Consider the following 18,922-nt stretch of genomic DNA (forward strand, 5'->3'; position numbering starts at 1 on the left):
GTTTTTAGGGGCTTTCTTTGATAGCCGAGGAGGCTCATGTACCTTAAGCTCGCCCGGCCGGCCGTTCGTCTTTTTCATCGGCATCCCTTGATTGTTCTGACCGTCATCTTCCTCGCATTCGCCGCAGCCATCCCCTCAACCATCCGGCTTTTCGGCACAATCCAGACCGATCTTTCGGCCCTTCTTCCGGAGAGCTACCACAGTGTCCAGCTGATCAGGAAGGCTCGTGACAAGATGGAGGGGTTGGGCAGTCTCATCATCGTCCTCGAAGGAGATAAAAGGGAAGGGATTATCCAGTTTGCCTCCGATCTTTCGAAGAAACTTTCAGGGGATTCCCTCATCAAGGAGGTGGTTTCCACAAAACCGGGGTATCAGTTCTTTTCCGATCACAAACTCCTCTATGTTGATCTGGAAGACCTTGAGGAGATTCGGGACCGGATCGACCGGCGCATCCAGAGGGAAAAACTCGGTGGGTTGCTGATCAATCTGGAAGAGGGGAGATCCGGCGACAGGCTGGATTTCAAGGATATTGAAGAAGAATACCGAAAGAAATACTCCGAGGGGAAAAGAAGCCCCTATTATGAAAGTGATGATGGCCGGGTTTTTCTTATTCATGTTTACCCGACGGGGACCAGCTCCGACTTCGGTTTTGCCAAAAAGGTGACCCGGTATGTCAGCGGTGTCGTCGAGGACTTTGATATTGCTTCTTACGATCCTTCCCTGAAGGTTTATTACGCCGGGACCTTTCAGACACGGATTAATGAATACAACGCCCTGATCCAGGATCTGGCCCTGGCCGGACTGATTGCCGTTGTCGGCATTACCCTCCTCCTTTTGCTCCGGTTCCGCAATCCGGTTGTCCTTCTCTTGTTGTTGGCCCCGATGGGGATAGGACTTGTCTGGACCTTTGGACTGACCCGTCTCTTTATCGGGAATCTCAATGTGGTAACCTCCTTTCTCTTTTCGATCCTGAGCGGTTTGGGGATTGAATTTGGCATCCATCTCTTTTCCCGCTATCTGGAGGCGAAGGAGTCGGGCAAAGAGCCCCTGGCCGCCATTGAGGAAATGATTACTTCCGTGGGACGGTCCTCACTGACCAGTTCGGCAACGGCGGGTGTCCCGTTTCTTCTCCTGGGGTTTAACGATTTCAAAGGTTTTTCCGAATTCGGTCTCATCACCGGTTCCGGTATTTTCATCACACTTCTGGCCTATCTGCTGACTCTCCCGCCTCTCATTGTCATTTTGGAGAGATTCCATCTCCTTCGGGTCAGGGCGATCCACAAGGGACTTTTCCTGCACAATCGGGGGACGCGGTTTCATTACGCCCGGCCGCTGTTCTGGGGAGCCCTCATCCTTTCGATGATTTGTCTAGCGTTCATTCCCAGACTCCGGTTCGAATATGATTTCAACAAGCTGAAACCGAAGCTTCCCTTCCATGAGGAGATCCGGAAGAAGGTCCACAAGGTGGTGCCTCCGGTCAACAGTCCGGCGATGGTTATTGTTGAGAGGGATGAAGAGGCCGCACTGATCAAGGAAGCTCTTCTGACCAGGAAAAAGCTGACTTCTTCCAGTCTTATCCAGGGGGTGAAGATTGCGACAGACCTGGTTCCCAAAGACCAGGAGGCCAAGGAAAAGATTTTATCGGATATTCAGAAGATGATCGAGGAACCCCTGATTCAAAAGGGGATCAAGAAAGGGGGGAGAAAGAAGGCATTGGACGAATTCGTCCGCTCCCTGGATGTGCCGCCGGTCACCCTGGATGATGTTCCTGACGAGGCGAAACGGATCTTTTATGGCAGGAAGGAGGTCCCCGGACAGGTTATTTTCATCTTTGCCGATCCGGATGTGGAACTCTCGGATGGCCGGATCGCGATGCGTTTTCAGAGTGAGGTGGCCGAGATCCCGACGGCCGTCAAGACCTACCACGCTACGAGTGACGCCATCGTCTTTGCCGATGTCTTGAAGGTAATGCTCCGGGACTCTAAGAAGGCGATAGCGTTGGCCGTTTTCGGGGTTCTTTTCTTTGTTATTCTCGATTTCAGAAAGCCAATTCGTGTTGCCCTGGTGATGCTTCCGATTGTCGGCGGCATCTTTTGGATGTGCGGTCTGATGGGGATGATCGATTTCCGGTTCAGTTTTTACAACATGGTGGTCATCCCGTCGGTGGTTGGCACGGCCATCGACAACGGGGTTCATATGTACCATCGGTACATGGAAGAACGTTTCAGTGCCGTTGGCAAAGTCGTCCGGACGGCGGGACAGGCGGCCTTTCTCTCCTCCCTCACCAACATCATCGGGTTTCTGGGGCTTGTTTTTGCGGAGCATAATGGGCTTGCTTCTATTGGAAAAGCGGCGATGATCGGCATGGTGGCCTGCATGGTCTGTTCCTTGACCCTTTTCCCGGCCGCTTTGCAGTTGCTGGAGGACTGGCGCAAGAAAGGGACGTTGTGAGGTTGCGCAAGAAAAATCAATTGGTCCCGATACGCCTCAGGAAGGATGTTGACTGCGAGACGCCGGTTTCTCTTTTTCAGAAACTGAGATCGCCGGGGCCGTCATTTTTATTGGAGAGTGTTGAGGGGCAGGAAAAGTGGGCTCGGTACAGTTTTATCGGTTTGGAGCCTTTGGCCCTGTTCCGGAGTAAAGGCGATCGTGTACACCTTGACATCGCCGGACGGGAATCGAAAAAACGGGTCAAAGACCCACGGGTCGAGGACCCTTTCAAGGAGTTGGAGAAACTCTTTCATTCCTATTCGGTTGCCCTTGATTCATCGGAGGTGAGTCATTTGCCCCGCTTTTTTGGCGGGGCGGTTGGCTATCTTTCCTACGATATGGTCCGGTTCTTTGAAAAACTGCCTCGCCATGGCCGGGATGATCTCCAACTCCCCGATTCCATTTTCATGATCCCGCGGGTTTTGCTTATTTTTGACAATATTCGGCACACGCTGGAGATCGTCGGGTTTGCGGAGAGGGGGGAGGAGAAGAAGGTGGAGGCGCGCCTGAAGGAGATTTCGGAGAAGATTGATCAAGGGGGAAGCGGGTGGCGAGGGGAACTCCCCCGCCAATCGGGGGAGATGTCCCATAGGGACAGAGAGGGCGGTCAGGGCGCCCCTACAAAATTGAATTGGTCCCCCGCCGCTTTTCAAAAAGGGGTTCGGCGGGTCAAGGAGTATATCCTGGCGGGGGATGTGACGCAGACCGTTTTGTCGCTTCGGGAGTCACGGGATTATTCCGGGGATCCGTTTCATCTCTACCGGTCGTTACGTCGCCTGAACCCGTCTCCCTACATGTTCTTTTTCGATTTTGGTGACCTTCAACTGGTCGGGGCCTCTCCGGAGACGATGGTTCGGTTGGAGGAGGGACAGTTGACTCTTCGTCCGATCGCTGGCACACGGCCAAGGGATCCTGACCCGATCAAGGATGCCGCCCTGGAAAAAGAACTGTTGAATGATCCCAAGGAAAAGGCGGAACATATTATGCTCGTTGATCTGGGGAGGAACGATCTGGGACGGGTCGCCCGCACAAAGACGGTGACGGTGGACCAGCTGATGATTGTGGAGAGGTACTCCCATGTCCGGCACCTGGTTTCCAACGTCCGTGCCGAACTGGCCGACGGGAAAAACGCCTTTGACGTGATCCGGGCAACCTTTCCGGCCGGGACGCTCAGTGGTTCCCCCAAAATCCGGGCGATGGAGATTATTGAAGATCTGGAGCCGACCCATCGTGGACCGTACGGCGGGTGCGTCGGCTATTTTGGTTTTTCGGGCAATATGGATATGGCGATCACCATCCGGTCTGCCGTGATTCACAACGGGCGGATTCATATCCAGGCGGGGGCCGGGATTGTTGCCGATTCAGACCCGGGACGGGAGTATGAGGAATGTAGGAACAAGGCCAAAGGGGTGCTCGATGCTCTTGATGATCGATAATTACGATTCTTTTACCTACAACCTCGTCCAGTATTTTCTGGAACTGGGAGAAGAGGTGAAGGTTTACCGCAATGACGAAATCACCCTTCGGCAGATTGAGAGAAAGAAACCAGCGAAGCTGGTGATCTCACCGGGACCTTGCTCTCCCAAAGAGGCCGGGATTTCCGTGGCGGCGATCAGGAAATTTCAGGGGAAGATTCCGATCCTCGGGGTCTGTCTGGGGCATCAGTCGATGGCGGAGGCGCTGGGGGGGAAGGTGATCCGCGCCCCTCGTCTGATGCACGGGAAGACCTCGCCGATTCTGCACGACGGCAAGACCCTGTTTACCAGTTGCGAGAACCCGTTTGAGGCGACACGGTACCACTCTCTCATTGTTGAGAGAAAAACCCTGCCGGATTGTTTTGAAGTCTCTGCCTGGACCGCCGAACAAGAAATTATGGGGATCCGCCACAAAAAAATCCTGATGGAAGGGATCCAGTTTCATCCTGAATCGATCCTGACGCTGGAGGGGAAGAAAATTTTAAGGAACTTTCTCGAATTATGCCGTCGCTAGAAACAGCATTGCGGGAGATCATGTCCGGCCGGATGCCGGAGGGAGAGGTTTCCTCCTTCCTCACGACACTTCGGGACCGGGGTGAAACCGTTGAAGAAGTGACTGCGGCGGCCTCGGTGATGAGAGAATTTGCCGTCAAGAGTGGCTGGTCTCTGGAGGAGGGGGTCGATACCTGCGGCACCGGAGGGGATCAGAAGGGGACCTTCAATATTTCAACGGCCGCCGCCTTTGTGGTGGCCGGGGCTGGGGTCAAGGTGGCAAAACATGGAAACCGGAGCGTCAGCTCCCAGTGCGGGAGCGCCGATCTCTTGGAGGCGTTGGGGGTGAAGATCGATTTGCCCCCCGAGTCTGTTAAAAAATGTGTCGACGACACCGGGATCGGTTTCTTTTTTGCCCCGCGGTACCATCCGGCGATGAAAAATGTGGCGGCGGTCCGGAAAAAAATCGGCACCCGGACTATCTTTAATCTCTTGGGACCGCTTTTGAATCCGGCCGGCGTCAGGCACCAGGTGATCGGCGTTTTTGATCAAAAGTGGATCGAACCGATGGCCCGGGTGGCGGCGAGGCTTGGCTCCAGTCATGTTCTTGTGGTTCATGGGGAGGATGGGCTTGATGAAATCACGCTGACCGGCCCAACGACTGTTGCCGAATTTAAAAATGAGAGGGTGATTCACCCAAAAATTTCTACCTTTGTCGTTCAACCGGAAGATTTCGGTTTTAAACTCTGTTCTCTGGAAGATTTAAGGGGAGGGGATGCCAAAGAGAATGCTTCGACCCTGAAGGCTGTTCTAGAAGGACTTGAGGGGCCGATCCGCGACGTGGTGATCCTGAATGCCGCGGCCGCTTTAGTTGCGGTGGGTCGTGCCGAGGATTGGCATCAGGGGGTTCTATTGGCGAAACGTTCTCTGGATCATGGGACGGCCCTCAACTGTTTGCAAAAGATGGTGGAGGTTTCCAATCGTGATTCTTGATAAGATTTTAAAATACAAAAAAGAAGAACTGGAATCCCTCAAGCGTCGCCATTCCTTGAAAGACGTTGAAAAAGAGGCGGCTGACCAGAAACCGGCCCGTGATTTTATGGGGGCCTGTAGGGGCGGTTCGCGAACCGCCCGTACCCGAATCATCGCCGAAATCAAAAAGGCCTCCCCCTCGGCAGGGGTGATCCGTGAAGATTTTGATCCCCTTCGTCTGGCCTCGACTTACGAAGAAAACGGGGCGGCGGCACTCTCCGTTTTGACGGACGAGCATTTCTTTCAAGGGTCTCTCGAACATTTAAAGAAGATTCGCAAGGCGATGGGCCTTCCGCTCTTAAGAAAAGATTTTGTCTTTGACGAGTATCAAATTTTTGAGGCCCGGGCCGCAGGGGCCGATGCGGTCCTGCTCATCGTCAGGATTCTGGAAAAGGCCCAGTTGAAGGATTATCAGGCCATGGCCATGGAGTTGGGAATGGCGGCGCTGATCGAGGTGCATGATGAAAAGGAGATGGGAATTGCTCTGGATTTGAATTCTCCTTTGGTAGGGATTAACAACCGTGATTTGGACACGTTGAAGGTTGATTTGGAAACGACCGAGAAATTGATGAATTTTGTAGGGGCGGCCCCCGTGCCTGCCCCTACATTTATCTCCGAATCCGGCATCTCCTCCCGTGCCAATATTGAAAGACTGCAGAAGGTTGGCGTTCATGCCTTTCTGGTAGGGGAGATCTTGCTCAGGGAGAAAAATGTTGGGTACAAGTTAAAAGAACTCTTGGGACAGACCTCTCCCCGTCCCTCTCCTTAGCTAAGGAGAGGGTGGCCGGAGGCCGGGTGAGGTCTGAACACAACTATGATCTTCGTCAAGGTTTGCGGCATTACCAATCTCGATGACGCGCTCGATGCGGTTGAATTCGGCGCCGATGCCGTTGGGTTTAATTTTTACAAAGACAGCCCTCGTTATATCGATCCCGAGAGGGTTTTGGAAATCCTGGAAGATCTTCCCCCGGCGGTCGCCAAGGTCGGTGTTTTTGTGAATGAGAAAGAAGAGGCGGTCAAGGGGATCTCCCAGTTTCTCTCCCTCGATTTTCTCCAGTTTCACGGAGATGAGACCCCTTACTATTGTGAACAGTTTGCGACCCCTTACTGGAAGGCGTTCCGTTTGAAGGATGAGCAGACGCTGGAATTGATCGGGAAGTACAAGCCGGATGCCTTTCTGATCGATGCGTATGTTCAAAAGATGTGGGGGGGGACAGGGGTGACGGCCCATTGGGATCTGGCGGCCCGTGTAAAAGAAAAAGGACGTATCATTTTGGCGGGTGGGTTGAGGCCGGAGAATGTTGAGATGGCAATTGCCACCGTCAAACCGTATGGTATTGATGTCTGCTCCGGTGTGGAGGAGAAACCGGGCAGAAAGGATCATTACAAACTGGAAGAATTTTTAAGAAAGGCGAAAGGTGCGACTACCTGATAAGCACGGGCATTTCGGTATTTACGGCGGCCGCTATGTCGCCGAGACCTTGATGCCGGCCTTGAAGGGGTTGGAAGCGGCTTATCGCAAGATTGTTTCTTCCCGGTCCTTTAAGGAGGAGCTTCTCTATTATCAAAAACATTATGTTGGCCGGCCGACGCCGCTCTACTATGCCGAACGATTGACCCAAAAAGCAAAAGGGGCCCGCCTTTATTTAAAACGGGAGGACCTTTGTCATACCGGGGCCCATAAGATCAACAACACCTTGGGCCAGTCTCTCTTGGCGAGAAGGATGGGGAAGAAGCGGGTCATCGCGGAGACGGGGGCCGGTCAGCATGGAGTGGCGACCGCCACGATGGCGGCGTTGTTGGGCCAAGAGTGTGTCGTCTACATGGGTTCGGAAGATATCAAACGCCAGGAGCCGAATGTTTTTCGAATGAAGTTACTTGGAGCAAAAGTTATTCCGGTCCAATCCGGGTCAAAGACCTTAAAGGATGCCCTGAATGAGGCGCTTCGGGATTGGATCACGAACATCGAGACCACCTATTATTGCATCGGTTCGGTGGCGGGACCGCACCCGTACCCGATGATGGTCCGGGATTTTCAATCGGTCATCGGTCGTGAGGTCAAACAACAGGCGCTGAAGCGACCTGATTATCTTGTTGCCTCTGTCGGTGGTGGCTCCAACGCGATGGGGCTTTTTTATCCTTTCTTGCAGGACAGGCGGGTTCGGATGATCGGTGTGGAGGCGGCTGGCAGTGGTCTTTCTTCGGGCCGTCATGCGGCGACGCTGGTGGCGGGATCCGTCGGGATCCTCCATGGTTCCAAGTCGTATCTCCTTCAGGACCGGTTTGGTCAGGTGACCGAGACCCATTCCATCTCTGCCGGGCTTGATTATCCAGGGGTTGGTCCCGAACACAGCTATTTAAAGGATACCCGGAGGGTTCAGTACGTTGCCGTCACCGACAAAGAGGCCCTCGCGGCGTTTCATCTTTTGACGGAAGAGGAGGGGATCATCCCGGCACTCGAATCGGCCCATGCTATTGCCTATGCGATGAAACTGGCCCGTCGTCTTCCGAAGACCAAGACGATCGTTATCAACCTCTCCGGCCGGGGGGATAAGGATTTGGGGACGATTGTCCACCATAAAACCACTTGAAAACTAGCCCCGGTTCTGACATTAATCAAAGAGATTCTCTCCTCCCCCTTGAGGGGGGAGGATAAAGGAGAGGGTGGTCCTGTGGTCACCCTCCCCTTAGTCCCCTCCCATCAAGGGAGGGGGGAGTTTACCGGGGATTTATGAAACAGCGAAAGACACGCGAAATCCGGATCAAAAATTTAAAGATTGGCGGGAAGAACCCGATCGCCGTCCAGTCGATGGCAGCCACCAAAACAACCGATATTCCGGCGACCCTTCGTCAGGTGAAGATCCTGGAGAAGGCGGGGGCGGATCTCATACGGATTGCGATCGACAACATGCGGGATCTGGAGGCGCTCTCCGAGATCAGCAGAGAGACCGACAAACCGCTCTCGGTCGACCTTCAGGAAAATTGGAAATTGGCGGAGCCGGTTGCCCCCTATGTCCACAAGATCCGTTATAACCCGGGACACCTTCACCATATTGAGAAAGACAAAACGGTCGAACAAAAAGTCGCCTGGATTGCGGCGATTGCGGGGAAGCATGATCTCGCGATCCGGATCGGTGTGAACTGCGGTTCCGTCGCGCCGGACTTTTTGGCCAAATACCCGACAGAAGAAGAAGCGATGATTCAATCGGCTGCCTACCACTGCAAGCTTTTAGATGACTTGGGTTTTACAAACTACTGTGTCTCTCTCAAAGATTCTGACCCCAAGAAGGTGATCGATATCAATAAAAAATTTGCCGCGTTGCGGCCGGACGTGCCGTTGCATTTGGGGGTCACCGAAGCGGGCCTCCCGCCGGAAGGGGTCATCAAGACGCGTGTTGCCTTTGAACAGTTGATCAGTCAGGGGATCGGCGACACGATTCGCGTTTCTTTAACAGTCCCTTTTGATAACAAGGGGGAGGAGATCAGGGTCGGTCGGCAGATTTTGGATGATATCGAGCATGGCCGTTTTCGATCGGTCCCCGATTTTGGGGATAAAAAGCTGAATATCATTTCCTGTCCCTCTTGCTCACGTGTCGAAAACGAAAAATTTGTCGATCTGGCGATCAAGGTGAGGGAGATGACCCAGTATGCGAAGGAACACCGGCTCACGATTGCCATCATGGGGTGTCGTGTGAACGGCCCGGGGGAGACGGATGACGCCGACCTCGGCCTCTGGTGCGCCCCGACGGTGGTGAATCTCAAAAAGAAGGATGAATTAATAGGAACTTATTCTTACGAAGAGATTATTCCTCGTCTGAAGCAGGAAGTTGACCGGCTGATTGCCCAACAAAAGTAGCTCCATTTCATATTGACAGATAGTATTAAAATATAATAATATCTGTCTTTATGAAGATAGATGCCAAAATATTCTTGGCCCTGCAATCTCTCATTCCAAAACATCGCGGGATTTTTACCGTTAGTGACTTGAGCAATCTGTTGTTGGCAAAAAGGGAGGTCGAGGTCCAACAAAAACTGAAACCTTTTTTGAAAGAAAAAATTCTAAACCGTTTTTGCCGTGGGATCTATGTTACCCAAAATTTTGATTTGGACGATCTCTCCCAGCGAATTTGTCCCGACTCTGCCATCAGCTTTGGATCGGTGCTTGCAAAAGAGAGGCTCATCGGATCGATCCCGCAGAAAGCGGTCTACGCGGTGAAAATCGGCAAGACACGGATTTATAAATCTCCATTGGGGCAGGTGGTGCATTTGGGATTTGCAGGGAGCGGCTTGAAAATGTGGTTTGGATATGAAATGGGAACAAACGGCATTCGGTATGCCGATGCAGAAAAAGCATTTTTGGACACCCTTTACTTTTATCAAAAGGGGCACAAATTTTCATTTAATCTCTATTCGGATATTCAGATTGATCGCTTGAATCAAAAAAAACTGCGGCGGTATTTGGGCCGATACAAAAATCCAAAATTTAGGACATTTGTCCAAGGAGTTCTGGATGGATACCGTTAAATCTGACGAATCGTTGCGTGTCTTGATCATCAATCATCTGGGGAAACAGCTGGGAGAGCACGCCATTCTTAAAGGAGGGATGGTACTGAGGCTTCTCGATTGCCCGCGCACCACAAACGATCTCGACTATATTTTCGTTCCGTTCAAATCCAAGAAGGAGATCGTGCCGCTAGTTTTGGAAGTATTAAAGGAGCTGGAAGAGGTGACCGTGCAACATCGTTTGCATTCTACCAACGCGCAATTTGATGTCACCCTAAAAAATGAGTTCGGGACCTTTCGAACGCAACTTGAAGTCAATGTTTCGAATCATTGCGAAACAGAGCCGCTGACAACGGGGGATTTTGCACTGCAGTTCCAACAATCCCCCCAAATTATCCGTGTCATGCGGTTTGATGTGATGCTGGCTCACAAACTGGCCGCTTGGAATGAACGGCGTCTCATGCGTGATTTGTACGATGCCTATTTTATCTACAAGAATCTGAACATCACTCCCAACCTGGATCTATTACAAGGCCGTTTGCAAGATGTTCATTACGCCAAGCGGATGTCCGGAAGATCGCTCCCCAAAAAGATGAGCCTTGAAGAGTTTTGGCAATTGTTAGCCTCGGAATTAAAGACTCTGACACCCGCCGATCTCGAAAATGAACTTCGAGATTCGTTAGATACCCATCAGCTATTGGGCCTCGACAAAAAAATCACGATTGCTCTGACGCAGATGATGGATCAAGTGGCCATCTAGCAGGCACCGCCATGGGGGAGAGATCATTCCTCGTCTGAAGCAGGAGGTTGATCGCCCGATTGCCCGGAAGGCTTACTTCCTGATTGCCTCTTGACGCAGAGTTTCAAGATAGAGGTCCGCCCTCTCGGGCGAAACCCTCCGGTAGTTTGCCAACGCCTTATCCTGCCATTCCTTTATTTTAGCGGCCCGTTCTTCTAGTTCCTTTGCCGGGACCCCTCTCTTGGTTTGCATCTGAATGGCGAAGGCTTGGTCATTCTGGAGGTCCGCCGCCTGTTCATAAAGAGTGGCGTCCTCATAAATCCTGACACCCCTTTCCGGATCTTTAAGATCGTTGATGGCGGTGAGGGCGGCGGCTTCGACTTTTCCGAGGCGAAGGTAGTCGGTAATCGCCCCTTCAGGATCTCCATCAGCGGATTTGAGATCGGCTAGATTTTCCGGATTGTCCCCGGAAAACCTCCTGGCAATATCTGGTTTGCCTTCTTGAAGGGCAAAGCGGAAGAGGTCTTGTTCCGCCTCCCCCATTTCCAAGAGGGCATTGACCATCCCTTCCGTATCTTCCCCGTTATCGGCAAAGAGGTGCGAGGCAAGATCTTCCAATAGGGTTGAATTATCGAAGGAATGCCCTGTCTTTTGAAAGTAGGCCTTGGCGAGGAGGTACTGATCCTTGGGCTGAAGGACGGGAACCCCTTTTTCATTGGTTGTTTGAATGCACCTTTTCATGTACTCCGGATTTCGGGAGAGAAGGACCAAGCGGATGATTTCCTCAGTATCCCCTCGGGCCTCGGCCAGGCTGATAAAGTCCGAGAAAAAATTCTGCTGTGCATTAAGGGGGATTGGTTTCCCCTCATGATAGTCGGAGAGATTGAAATAATTGTGAGGCATAGTCTCATCTGGAGGCCAGAAGTTCATGGAACCGCCGTCCCCCTGCGGTTCAAAGAAATCGAGGCGCCCTTGGTTCAAGACCCATCCTTCCTGAGACCGTGCAAATTCTACTGCAACAGGAAAGAGGATTCTGTTACCGGTAAAGGGGAGGTAGTTCTGGCCGCCATCGACGGTTTCTCCATAAACCCCGACGGTGATCTTCCCATCGTCTCTTGTTTGGGGGAGTTGTATCTCCGAGTAAAATCGTTCGACGACGTTGGTTTCCAGGGAAAGACTCCCCCCAAATTGTTTCAAGGTGAGCTGGGTTCCCCCCGGGGTATCTGCATAAATGGAATCAAAGGTGGGGTTTTGTAGTTCTACCATAACGTTATTCCCTTCCCGCAGGCTGAATTTGAGTCTCGGCTCGATAGCGTAGTTATTTTCTCTAGCGAGGATTTCAATAGTACTTGCTTGATAATCTCTGGGCCGGATGGCACCGGGGGTCATCTCCCCAAAGGAAAAGAAGGTAGGCTTGGAGACAGTGAATATCCCGTAACTCTTGGCGATATCCTCCCCGTTGCCGGCAGGGGGCTCGCCAAAGCCGAAGCGTGAGCGGGGGGAAAAACCGAACCGGTCCGGGTCGATCAGGACAACGTCTCCATTTTCGACAAAGAGAGAATTGTCCTCTCTCTCTGCCGGTTGGATGAGAAGCCTTTGACTGGTTGTCACCACAGGGTAACCATCAGGACCGGGGATCACGCGGAAACTTTTATTGGAAACCAGGGTGAAGCTCCCCGATGAGGTCGTTAATTGAACCGTTCCCTCGGGCCTCGCCCCGTCGCGCGAAAGGGCAGCTTTTTCCACCTGGAGGGAAAATTGTTCCTCCACCAACTCACCATTTTCAAGGAGTGGTTGTTCCCCGTCACTGCGGAGTGTTCCTTGGGTGACCAGCATCGTCCCGTTATTATCCTGAAGGGTTCCTCCCTCGGTTACGCTCCAGTCGTGGGGATAGAGCCCCGGCTGGATAATCAGACCGGCCGAGGTGGTGCACGGTTTGCTGGTAACCTGATCCAGCGTCGCCCCAGCCGGAAGTAGTTCCATGGGAGGGGAGGGTTTGAGTTGGCTCAGATAACTTTGGAGCGTCCGGACCATCTCCCGCCGTTGGGGGGCGGGGAGTTCATCAAATCTTTCAAAGGTATCGCGGTTCTGGCTGACAAAAAAACCGATCCCTTTCTCTTTTTCCAGACGTCCTTCCATCTCTGCCAACTTCAACTCATCAATCTCCCCATCCGGTTCCTTCCCGAGCCCGTAGCGATCGAGCGATTCAAAGAGCCGGCGGAGTTCGGGGGAGAACTGTCTGTAAGAAATGGGGGCCATCGCTAAGTAGGTATTTTACGTCAAACGCCCTTATTTTACTACAGTGAGTCATCGAGACTCAAAGGTTGCTGGATCGGGGTGTAATCCTCTTCCAAGATGGTGACCTGTGAATTGAGGTCTCCACCATGCCCCTTGTAGGTCAACGGTTTTCCCTTGTCATCGTAGGTCCATTCTCTGGAATAGGTTACCGGTGAGGCGAGGTCTCCACTATGCCACTTGTGGGTCAACGGCCTCCCCTTGTCATCGTAGGTCCATTCTCTGGAATAGGTTACCGGTGAGGCGAGGTCTCCACAGGTTACCGGTGAGGCGAGGTCTCCACTATGTTCCTTGTAGGTCAACTTATTTCCCTTGTCATCGTAGGTCCATTCGCTGGAAGAGGTTAACGATGAGTTGAGGTCTCCACTATGTTCCTTGTAGGTCAACTTATTTCCCTTGTCATCGTAGGTCCATTCTCTGGAAGAGGTTACCGGTGAATTGAGACCTTTCTCATGTTCTTTATAGGTCAGGATTCCCCCTTTGTTGTTATAAAGGGATTCCAAGGATCCGGTGACTCTGGAGGAGAGTGCCGGAACGGGTGGCCCTTGTCTGAGGGGGATTACAATTTTACCGATAGAGGTGAGGAGCCTCCTCTCCTGATCCCATGTCGTTTCAACGACCCCATTGGCATACACGGAACGTCCGTTGAACAGACCGACTTGTTGATGAAACTCTGTCTTCTTGAGGGGGAGCCAATAGTAGACCCCATCGCAGTTAAAATCCTTGAATCCGTCGTCATTTTCCCATTTTGTGCTCCCGGGGTTTACTGTTTTATCATTATCGTTACAATCAGTCTTGTTGGCGACATAACCGGCCGGGGGGGTTCCCTCTTTTGAATCGAGAGGGGATAAGGGGTCACCAAACCCATCCCCGTCTTTATCGGCAAAGTACTGGAAGGCCTGTTGGGTCCCGTTGCCCGGTTGTTGGGTGCCGGGGGGAGGGGTTGTTTCATCCCCCTTTTTTTCTTCTTTTTTATCCTCAGGCTTTGTCTCTTCCTTACTGCCATCACACCCAGTCCAGTAAAGGAAGAAGCAGAGAAGGGGGAGGAGGAAAAAGAGGCTTCTTACCGGTTGTTTCATAGAGTGATCTCCTTGGTAATATAACTTAAAGCAAGCTTCATGCCAAAACATCCCTGTCCTGTCACAAAAACATCTTTTTAATTTTGATAGGTTACACGCGTGCCTGGCACAAATGACCCTCGTGGTGCCAGGCACCAAGAGATAAGATTTCTCAAATTGAGAAAGAGGCGTCGGAATTTTGACAACTTCTTTCGTTACGGTACCGGGTACCTTTTGGCCAAAAGGTACCCGGTACCCAAACTTCGTCTTGTTTTGTCGGAGCGGATTGGTTAGTTTGCCTGCCAATGAAAAAGGCCCTCATCCCATTTTTTACCGCCGGGGACCCCAGTCTCACAATCACCGAAAAACTGGTGTTGATGGCAGAGGAGGCCGGTGCGACTATTGTAGAGTTGGGGGTTCCATTCTCCGACCCGATGGCCGACGGTCCGGTGATCCAGGCCGCTTCCGAAAGGGCCCTCAAAAAAGGGGTCACGCTGGAAAAGGTCTTGGCGTTGGTCCGGTCGATCCGCAAGAAAAGTTCTGTTCCCCTCCTCCTGATGGGGTACTACAACCCACTCTACCACTTTGGTCTCAGAAGGTTTGCCAAAGAGGCCAGGCGTTCAGGGGTCGATGCGATTTTGGTGGTTGATCTCCCGCCGGAAGAATCGTTTGAATTAGATCGTGAGTTGAAAAAGGTTGGGATTGTTCTTGTCTATCTGCTGGCCCCGACCAGTTCTACGGAAAGAATCAAGATTGTCTGCCGGAAGGCGCGCGGCTTTATCTATTTTGTCTCAGTGACCGGTATTACCGGCGCCTCGTTGAAGGGGGAAGGGGCGATTCGCCGGCAGATCCAGAAGATCAAGAGACAAAGCCATCTGCCGGTGGTGATCGGTTTCGGTATTACCCGACCCGAACAGGCAAAGAAAATGGCTCGCCTGGCGGATGGGGTGGTGGTCGGGAGCGCGTTGGTGAACCTTGTTCATCGAACACACGGTTCGGTTGCTGCGGCCCAAAAAATGGTGGCGAATTTCCGCAGGGCTGTGTAGATTGAAACGCCGACCGAATAAATTCGGCGGCTAATAAATATAAATTCCTCTGGAATTCCGGAAGGAATTTGAAAAATTAGCCCACGAATTCATTCGTTGGGCTTGAGCAGGTACAATGTCTTACGACCCAAAGTCGATCGAGTCCAAGTGGCAGTCTTTCTGGGATAAAAACCGTTCTTTTAAGGTGACCGAAGACCGATCCAGGAAAAAATATTATTGCTTGGAGATGTTCCCGTACCCTTCGGGACGGATCCATATGGGGCATGTGCGCAACTACGCCATCGGGGATGCGGTCGCCCGATTCAAGCGGATGCAGGGGTTTAATGTCCTTCACCCGATGGGGTGGGACGCCTTCGGTCTGCCGGCGGAGAATGCGGCGATTGAGAACAAGAGTCATCCCAAACAATGGACCGATGCGAACATGACTTACATGCGGGGGCAACTGAAGAAGATGGGGCTCTCCTACGATTGGGATCGGGAGCTCGCAACCTGTCACCCCAATTATTACCGGTGGGAGCAGAAGATTTTTATCCAGATGGTGGAAAGAGGGCTCGCCTATCGAAAACAGTCGCAGGTTAACTGGTGTGACCAGTGTCAGACTGTTTTGGCCAATGAACAGGTGGAGAAAGGGGTCTGCTGGCGCTGTTCCTCCACCGTCAGGATGCGTCTCTTGGATCAGTGGTTCTTTAGGATCACCGCTTATGCCGAAGAGTTGTTGGCGGACCTTGAAAAATTAAGAGAAGGCTTGCCTGAAACAGGCTGGCCGGAACGGGTCTTGACGATGCAAAAGGAATGGATCGGGAGGAGTGAAGGGGCGATGATAAAATTTAAGGTTGAGGGAGAGGGTTTTATTGAAGTCTTTACGACACGTCCCGACACACTTTTTGGGGCGACCTTTCTTTCCTTGGCGGCGGAACACCCGTTGACACTCAAGCTCTCTCACGAGACCCCTCATGAAAAAGAGGTCCGAGAGTTTGCCGAGAAGGCTTCAAAGATCGACAGGACACAACGGATCGAAGGCTCTTATGAAAAGGAGGGGGTCTTTACCGGGGCCTACTGTATCAACCCGGCAACAGGCGAAAAGATCCCTGTCTACGCCGCCAACTTTGTCCTGATGGAATACGGGACAGGGGCGGTGATGGCAGTCCCGGCCCATGACCAGAGGGATTTTGAGTTTGCAAAAAAATACAATTTGCCGATTAAGGTGGTGATTCAGGGTGGGGGTGAGGGGATAACTGAAGCCTATGAGGGGGAAGGAACCCTCGTCGACTCCGGCCCATTCACCGGTCTGCCGAGCGAGAAGGCCAAAAAAGAAATTATCCGGCATCTGGATCAAAAAAAATTAGGGAAGGAGAAGGTCACCTATAAACTCCGTGATTGGGGAATTTCGCGACAACGGTATTGGGGGACGCCGATCCCGATGATCCATTGTGATCAATGTGGGGTTGTCCCTGTCCCAGAAAAAGATCTCCCTGTCCGTTTGCCGACCGATGTTGCGTTAACGGGGGAGGGAGGGTCCCCTCTTCTAAAGGTGAAAAAATTTATCGAGGCAAAATGCCCTCAATGCTCGAAAAAAGCGAGACGGGAAACCGATACCATGGACACCTTCGTAGAATCGTCCTGGTATTTCTTCCGGTACTGTTCCCCCCGTGACGAAAAGGCCCCTTTTAATAAGGAAGCGGTTTCTTATTGGATGCCGGTCGATCAATACATCGGTGGGATCGAACATGCCGTGCTCCACCTCCTCTATGCCCGATTTTTTACCAAGGTTTTGAGGGACCTTGGTTATCAAGAGATCCCAGAACCTTTCAAGAATCTTTTGACTCAAGGGATGGTGATCAAGGACGGCTCCAAGATGAGCAAGTCGAAGGGGAATGTGGTCGACCCGAACTACCTGATCGAACGGTACGGGGCCGATACGGCGCGCCTCTTTTCGCTCTTTGCCGCGCCACCGGAGAAGGACCTCGATTGGAATGATCAGGGGGTTGAAGGGGCGTATCGGTTTCTCAAAAGAGTTTGGAAGCTTGTCGGCGAAGATTCAAAAGGGAGTGGGAGTGAGGAAGAGGACCGGCTCCGGCATAAGACGATTAAAAAAGTCACCGACGACCTCAATCGTTTTCAGTTCAACACCGCGATCGCCGCCCTGATGGAGTTTTATAATTTTCTTTCAGCGAACCCAAAGGGGGCTTCTCAAGAATCCTTGGAGGCGATGGTCCTTCTTTTAAATCCCTTTTCGCCGCATATTGCGGAGGAACTTTGGCAGATGTTGGGGCATAAAGAATCGCTCGCCAATGCCGGTTGGCCCGGCTACGATGAAAAAAAGCTCTTAACCGATGAAGTCACAATTGTGGTTCAGGTGAATGGAAAACTCCGGGGTCAAATCGTTTGCACGCCAAACCTGTCGGAAAAACAGGTCCGGGAGCAGGTTTTGAAAGATGAAAAGATCCAAAAACATCTGCAAGGGGCCGCGGTCAAAAAAATGGTTTACGTCCCGGGGCGGCTTGTGAATCTGGTGATCTGAATGATTCTATTTTTCCTAAGCGAATCGTCCCTGCTTCTTGAAAGGGCCTTTAAGAAACGAATGGGAGAGAAGTCCGTTTCTTCAGAGACTGTTGACGCCTTTGATGGCAAGGAAACCAAGACTGACGAGATTTTCAGGGCCGGTGAGACCGTTTCGCTTTTTGCCTCCAAGCGGCTCATTGTGATCCGCCATGCCGAGGAACTCAGAAAAGAGGAGATGGAGAAACTGCTCGCCTACCTCCCGAAGGCGAACCCCGCCACGGAATTCATTTTTTTGGCCGGGAAGATCGACAAGCGTCAAGGGTTTTGGCAGTCCCTGATGAAAATTTCCCGATTTGAGGAAATCAAGCCCCCCTTCCGCCGTGAAATCCCCTCCTGGGTAATGGCGGAAGGGAAAAGATTCGGCCTGGACCTTTCCTTCGATACGGCTGTTTCTCTGGTAGGGCTTGTGGGGGAGGATCTTGGGGTTCTCTCCCTTTCCCTGGAGAGGCTCTCCCTTTCTTTTCCTGAGAAAAAGAAGATCAGCCAGGAGGAGCTTGAGGTCCTGGCCGACATCTCTTCAAAAACGGTTTTTGACTTAACCGATGCCTTGGGGCAGAAAGAGGTCGGGCGGTGTCTCAAACTCCTAAAAAAAGGGCTCGCGGCCCGTGAAAATTTTCCGCTCCTGGTCTCCATGATCTATCGACACTTCAAGATTTTGCTCAACCTTCAGGAGTTGAAGGGGAAGGAATCCGGCGAAATCGGGAAAATTTTGGGGATCCCTCCCTATTTTGTTAAAAACTATCAGGATCAGTCAGAACGGTTCTCAAAGGAGAGGTGTCGAATGGTGCTGGATCTTCTTTTTCAAACCGACCGGTTGTTCAAGACCTCATCCCTTCCGGCGGAGATCCTGGCGCAGAACTTTATCAAGGGAGTGGTACTTTGATTTTGTTACAAACTGGCGATGGTTTGCGAGAGACGGGCGACACGGCGGGAGGCGTTGCGTGAATGGATAACCCCCCTGGAGGCGGCCTTGTAAAGGACCGAGGTCACATTCCGGAGTTGTTCCAGGGCCGCTTTCTTATCCTTTTTTTGGATCGCCTGGCGGACTTTTTTAACGGACGTCTTGATGAAGGAACTCACCGCGAGATTTCGCACCGCCCGTTTGACATCTTGGCGCTGGCGTTTAATCTGGGAGAGGTGTCTCCCCTTCGGGACGTTCCGTTTTTTGGCAGTGCCTTGGGCCGCTTCAGCCATAGTGGCGGCGGAGTATAGTGAAGAAAGGTTTTATGT

16 protein-coding genes are annotated in these 18,922 nt (G+C 52.1%); 13 read left to right on the forward strand and 3 right to left on the reverse strand.

Annotated features, from left to right (window positions below):
- Positions 1-36: 36 nt before the first annotated feature.
- From HYS22_01950 to HYS22_01995, 10 genes are all read left to right on the forward strand, one after another.
- Complete coding sequence (locus HYS22_01950) at positions 37-2,451, forward strand: MMPL family transporter (GenBank protein ID MBI1908915.1); 2,415 nt, start codon at positions 37-39, stop codon at positions 2,449-2,451.
- Positions 2,427-3,926 carry an anthranilate synthase component I family protein gene (locus HYS22_01955; GenBank protein MBI1908916.1) on the forward strand — a complete coding sequence of 500 codons (1,500 nt, stop codon included), beginning with the start codon at positions 2,427-2,429 and terminating at the stop codon, positions 3,924-3,926. Before HYS22_01950 ends, HYS22_01955 begins: the two co-directional genes overlap by 25 nt.
- On the forward strand, positions 3,907-4,479 hold the full coding sequence (locus HYS22_01960; protein MBI1908917.1) for an aminodeoxychorismate/anthranilate synthase component II: 573 nt from the start codon (positions 3,907-3,909) through the stop codon (positions 4,477-4,479). Before HYS22_01955 ends, HYS22_01960 begins: the two co-directional genes overlap by 20 nt.
- Positions 4,467-5,450, forward strand: a complete 984-nt coding sequence (trpD, locus tag HYS22_01965) for an anthranilate phosphoribosyltransferase (protein MBI1908918.1) — start codon at positions 4,467-4,469, stop codon at positions 5,448-5,450. The genes HYS22_01960 and trpD overlap by 13 nt, the downstream gene beginning before the upstream one ends.
- A complete protein-coding gene (trpC, locus tag HYS22_01970) occupies positions 5,392-6,258 on the forward strand; it encodes an indole-3-glycerol phosphate synthase TrpC (GenBank protein MBI1908919.1) in 867 nt (288 codons plus the stop codon). Before trpD ends, trpC begins: the two co-directional genes overlap by 59 nt.
- Before the next feature lie 45 nt (positions 6,259-6,303).
- Positions 6,304-6,921 (forward strand): phosphoribosylanthranilate isomerase, encoded by a 618-nt coding sequence (locus HYS22_01975; protein MBI1908920.1) that lies wholly within the window; start codon positions 6,304-6,306, stop codon positions 6,919-6,921.
- Positions 6,908-8,080 (forward strand): tryptophan synthase subunit beta, encoded by a 1,173-nt coding sequence (trpB, locus tag HYS22_01980; GenBank protein ID MBI1908921.1) that lies wholly within the window; start codon positions 6,908-6,910, stop codon positions 8,078-8,080. The genes HYS22_01975 and trpB overlap by 14 nt, the downstream gene beginning before the upstream one ends.
- Before the next feature lie 140 nt (positions 8,081-8,220).
- A complete protein-coding gene (gene ispG, locus HYS22_01985) occupies positions 8,221-9,345 on the forward strand; it encodes a (E)-4-hydroxy-3-methylbut-2-enyl-diphosphate synthase (GenBank protein ID MBI1908922.1) in 1,125 nt (374 codons plus the stop codon).
- Between the two features lie 50 nt (positions 9,346-9,395).
- Complete coding sequence (locus HYS22_01990) at positions 9,396-10,013, forward strand: hypothetical protein (GenBank protein MBI1908923.1); 618 nt, start codon at positions 9,396-9,398, stop codon at positions 10,011-10,013.
- On the forward strand, positions 10,000-10,752 hold the full coding sequence (locus HYS22_01995; GenBank protein MBI1908924.1) for a nucleotidyl transferase AbiEii/AbiGii toxin family protein: 753 nt from the start codon (positions 10,000-10,002) through the stop codon (positions 10,750-10,752). Before HYS22_01990 ends, HYS22_01995 begins: the two co-directional genes overlap by 14 nt.
- 72 nt (positions 10,753-10,824) lie before the next feature.
- Here the strand turns inward: HYS22_01995 and HYS22_02000 are convergent, their stop codons facing one another.
- Entirely contained in the window at positions 10,825-12,990 is a 2,166-nt protein-coding gene (locus HYS22_02000; protein ID MBI1908925.1) for a hypothetical protein, read from the reverse strand.
- Positions 12,991-13,028: 38 nt separating this feature from the next.
- Positions 13,029-14,105, reverse strand: a complete 1,077-nt coding sequence (locus HYS22_02005) for a putative metal-binding motif-containing protein (GenBank protein MBI1908926.1) — start codon at positions 14,103-14,105, stop codon at positions 13,029-13,031.
- A gap of 284 nt (positions 14,106-14,389) precedes the next feature.
- On the opposite strand from HYS22_02005, the gene HYS22_02010 reads away from it, so the two are divergent.
- From HYS22_02010 to holA, 3 genes are all read left to right on the forward strand, one after another.
- The gene (locus tag HYS22_02010) at positions 14,390-15,130 is read left to right on the forward strand and encodes a tryptophan synthase subunit alpha (GenBank protein ID MBI1908927.1); all 741 of its coding nucleotides are present in this window, start codon (positions 14,390-14,392) and stop codon (positions 15,128-15,130) included.
- Between the two features lie 115 nt (positions 15,131-15,245).
- The gene (locus HYS22_02015; GenBank protein ID MBI1908928.1) at positions 15,246-17,651 is read left to right on the forward strand and encodes a leucine--tRNA ligase; all 2,406 of its coding nucleotides are present in this window, start codon (positions 15,246-15,248) and stop codon (positions 17,649-17,651) included.
- Positions 17,652-17,711: 60 nt separating this feature from the next.
- Positions 17,712-18,575, forward strand: coding sequence for a DNA polymerase III subunit delta (gene holA, locus HYS22_02020; protein MBI1908929.1), 864 nt, complete (start codon positions 17,712-17,714; stop codon positions 18,573-18,575).
- A 5-nt stretch (positions 18,576-18,580) separates the two neighbouring features.
- On the opposite strand, the gene rpsT is transcribed toward holA, so the two are convergent.
- Positions 18,581-18,886, reverse strand: coding sequence for a 30S ribosomal protein S20 (gene rpsT / locus HYS22_02025; GenBank protein MBI1908930.1), 306 nt, complete (start codon positions 18,884-18,886; stop codon positions 18,581-18,583).
- Positions 18,887-18,922 lie beyond the last annotated feature (36 nt).

Source organism: Deltaproteobacteria bacterium (assembly GCA_016177765.1).
GTDB lineage: Bacteria > UBA10199 > UBA10199 > JACPAL01 > JACOUP01 > JACOUP01.

What these genes read in the sequence shown, in the direction of transcription:
- trpC (MBI1908919.1), top strand. Translation starts at nt 5,392, where the DNA reads ATGGGACGGCCCTCAACTGTTTGCAAAAGATGGTGGAGGTTTCCAATC.
- trpD (MBI1908918.1), top strand. Translation starts at nt 4,467, where the DNA reads ATGCCGTCGCTAGAAACAGCATTGCGGGAGATCATGTCCGGCCGGATG.
- HYS22_01960 (MBI1908917.1), top strand. Translation starts at nt 3,907, where the DNA reads ATGCTCTTGATGATCGATAATTACGATTCTTTTACCTACAACCTCGTC.
- HYS22_02005 (MBI1908926.1), bottom strand. Translation starts at nt 14,105, where the DNA reads ATGAAACAACCGGTAAGAAGCCTCTTTTTCCTCCTCCCCCTTCTCTGC.
- HYS22_02010 (MBI1908927.1), top strand. Translation starts at nt 14,390, where the DNA reads ATGAAAAAGGCCCTCATCCCATTTTTTACCGCCGGGGACCCCAGTCTC.
- HYS22_01995 (MBI1908924.1), top strand. Translation starts at nt 10,000, where the DNA reads ATGGATACCGTTAAATCTGACGAATCGTTGCGTGTCTTGATCATCAAT.
- HYS22_02000 (MBI1908925.1), bottom strand. Translation starts at nt 12,990, where the DNA reads ATGGCCCCCATTTCTTACAGACAGTTCTCCCCCGAACTCCGCCGGCTC.
- ispG (MBI1908922.1), top strand. Translation starts at nt 8,221, where the DNA reads ATGAAACAGCGAAAGACACGCGAAATCCGGATCAAAAATTTAAAGATT.
- HYS22_01975 (MBI1908920.1), top strand. Translation starts at nt 6,304, where the DNA reads ATGATCTTCGTCAAGGTTTGCGGCATTACCAATCTCGATGACGCGCTC.
- holA (MBI1908929.1), top strand. Translation starts at nt 17,712, where the DNA reads ATGGGAGAGAAGTCCGTTTCTTCAGAGACTGTTGACGCCTTTGATGGC.
- HYS22_01990 (MBI1908923.1), top strand. Translation starts at nt 9,396, where the DNA reads ATGAAGATAGATGCCAAAATATTCTTGGCCCTGCAATCTCTCATTCCA.
- HYS22_01950 (MBI1908915.1), top strand. Translation starts at nt 37, where the DNA reads ATGTACCTTAAGCTCGCCCGGCCGGCCGTTCGTCTTTTTCATCGGCAT.
- HYS22_02015 (MBI1908928.1), top strand. Translation starts at nt 15,246, where the DNA reads ATGTCTTACGACCCAAAGTCGATCGAGTCCAAGTGGCAGTCTTTCTGG.
- rpsT (MBI1908930.1), bottom strand. Translation starts at nt 18,886, where the DNA reads ATGGCTGAAGCGGCCCAAGGCACTGCCAAAAAACGGAACGTCCCGAAG.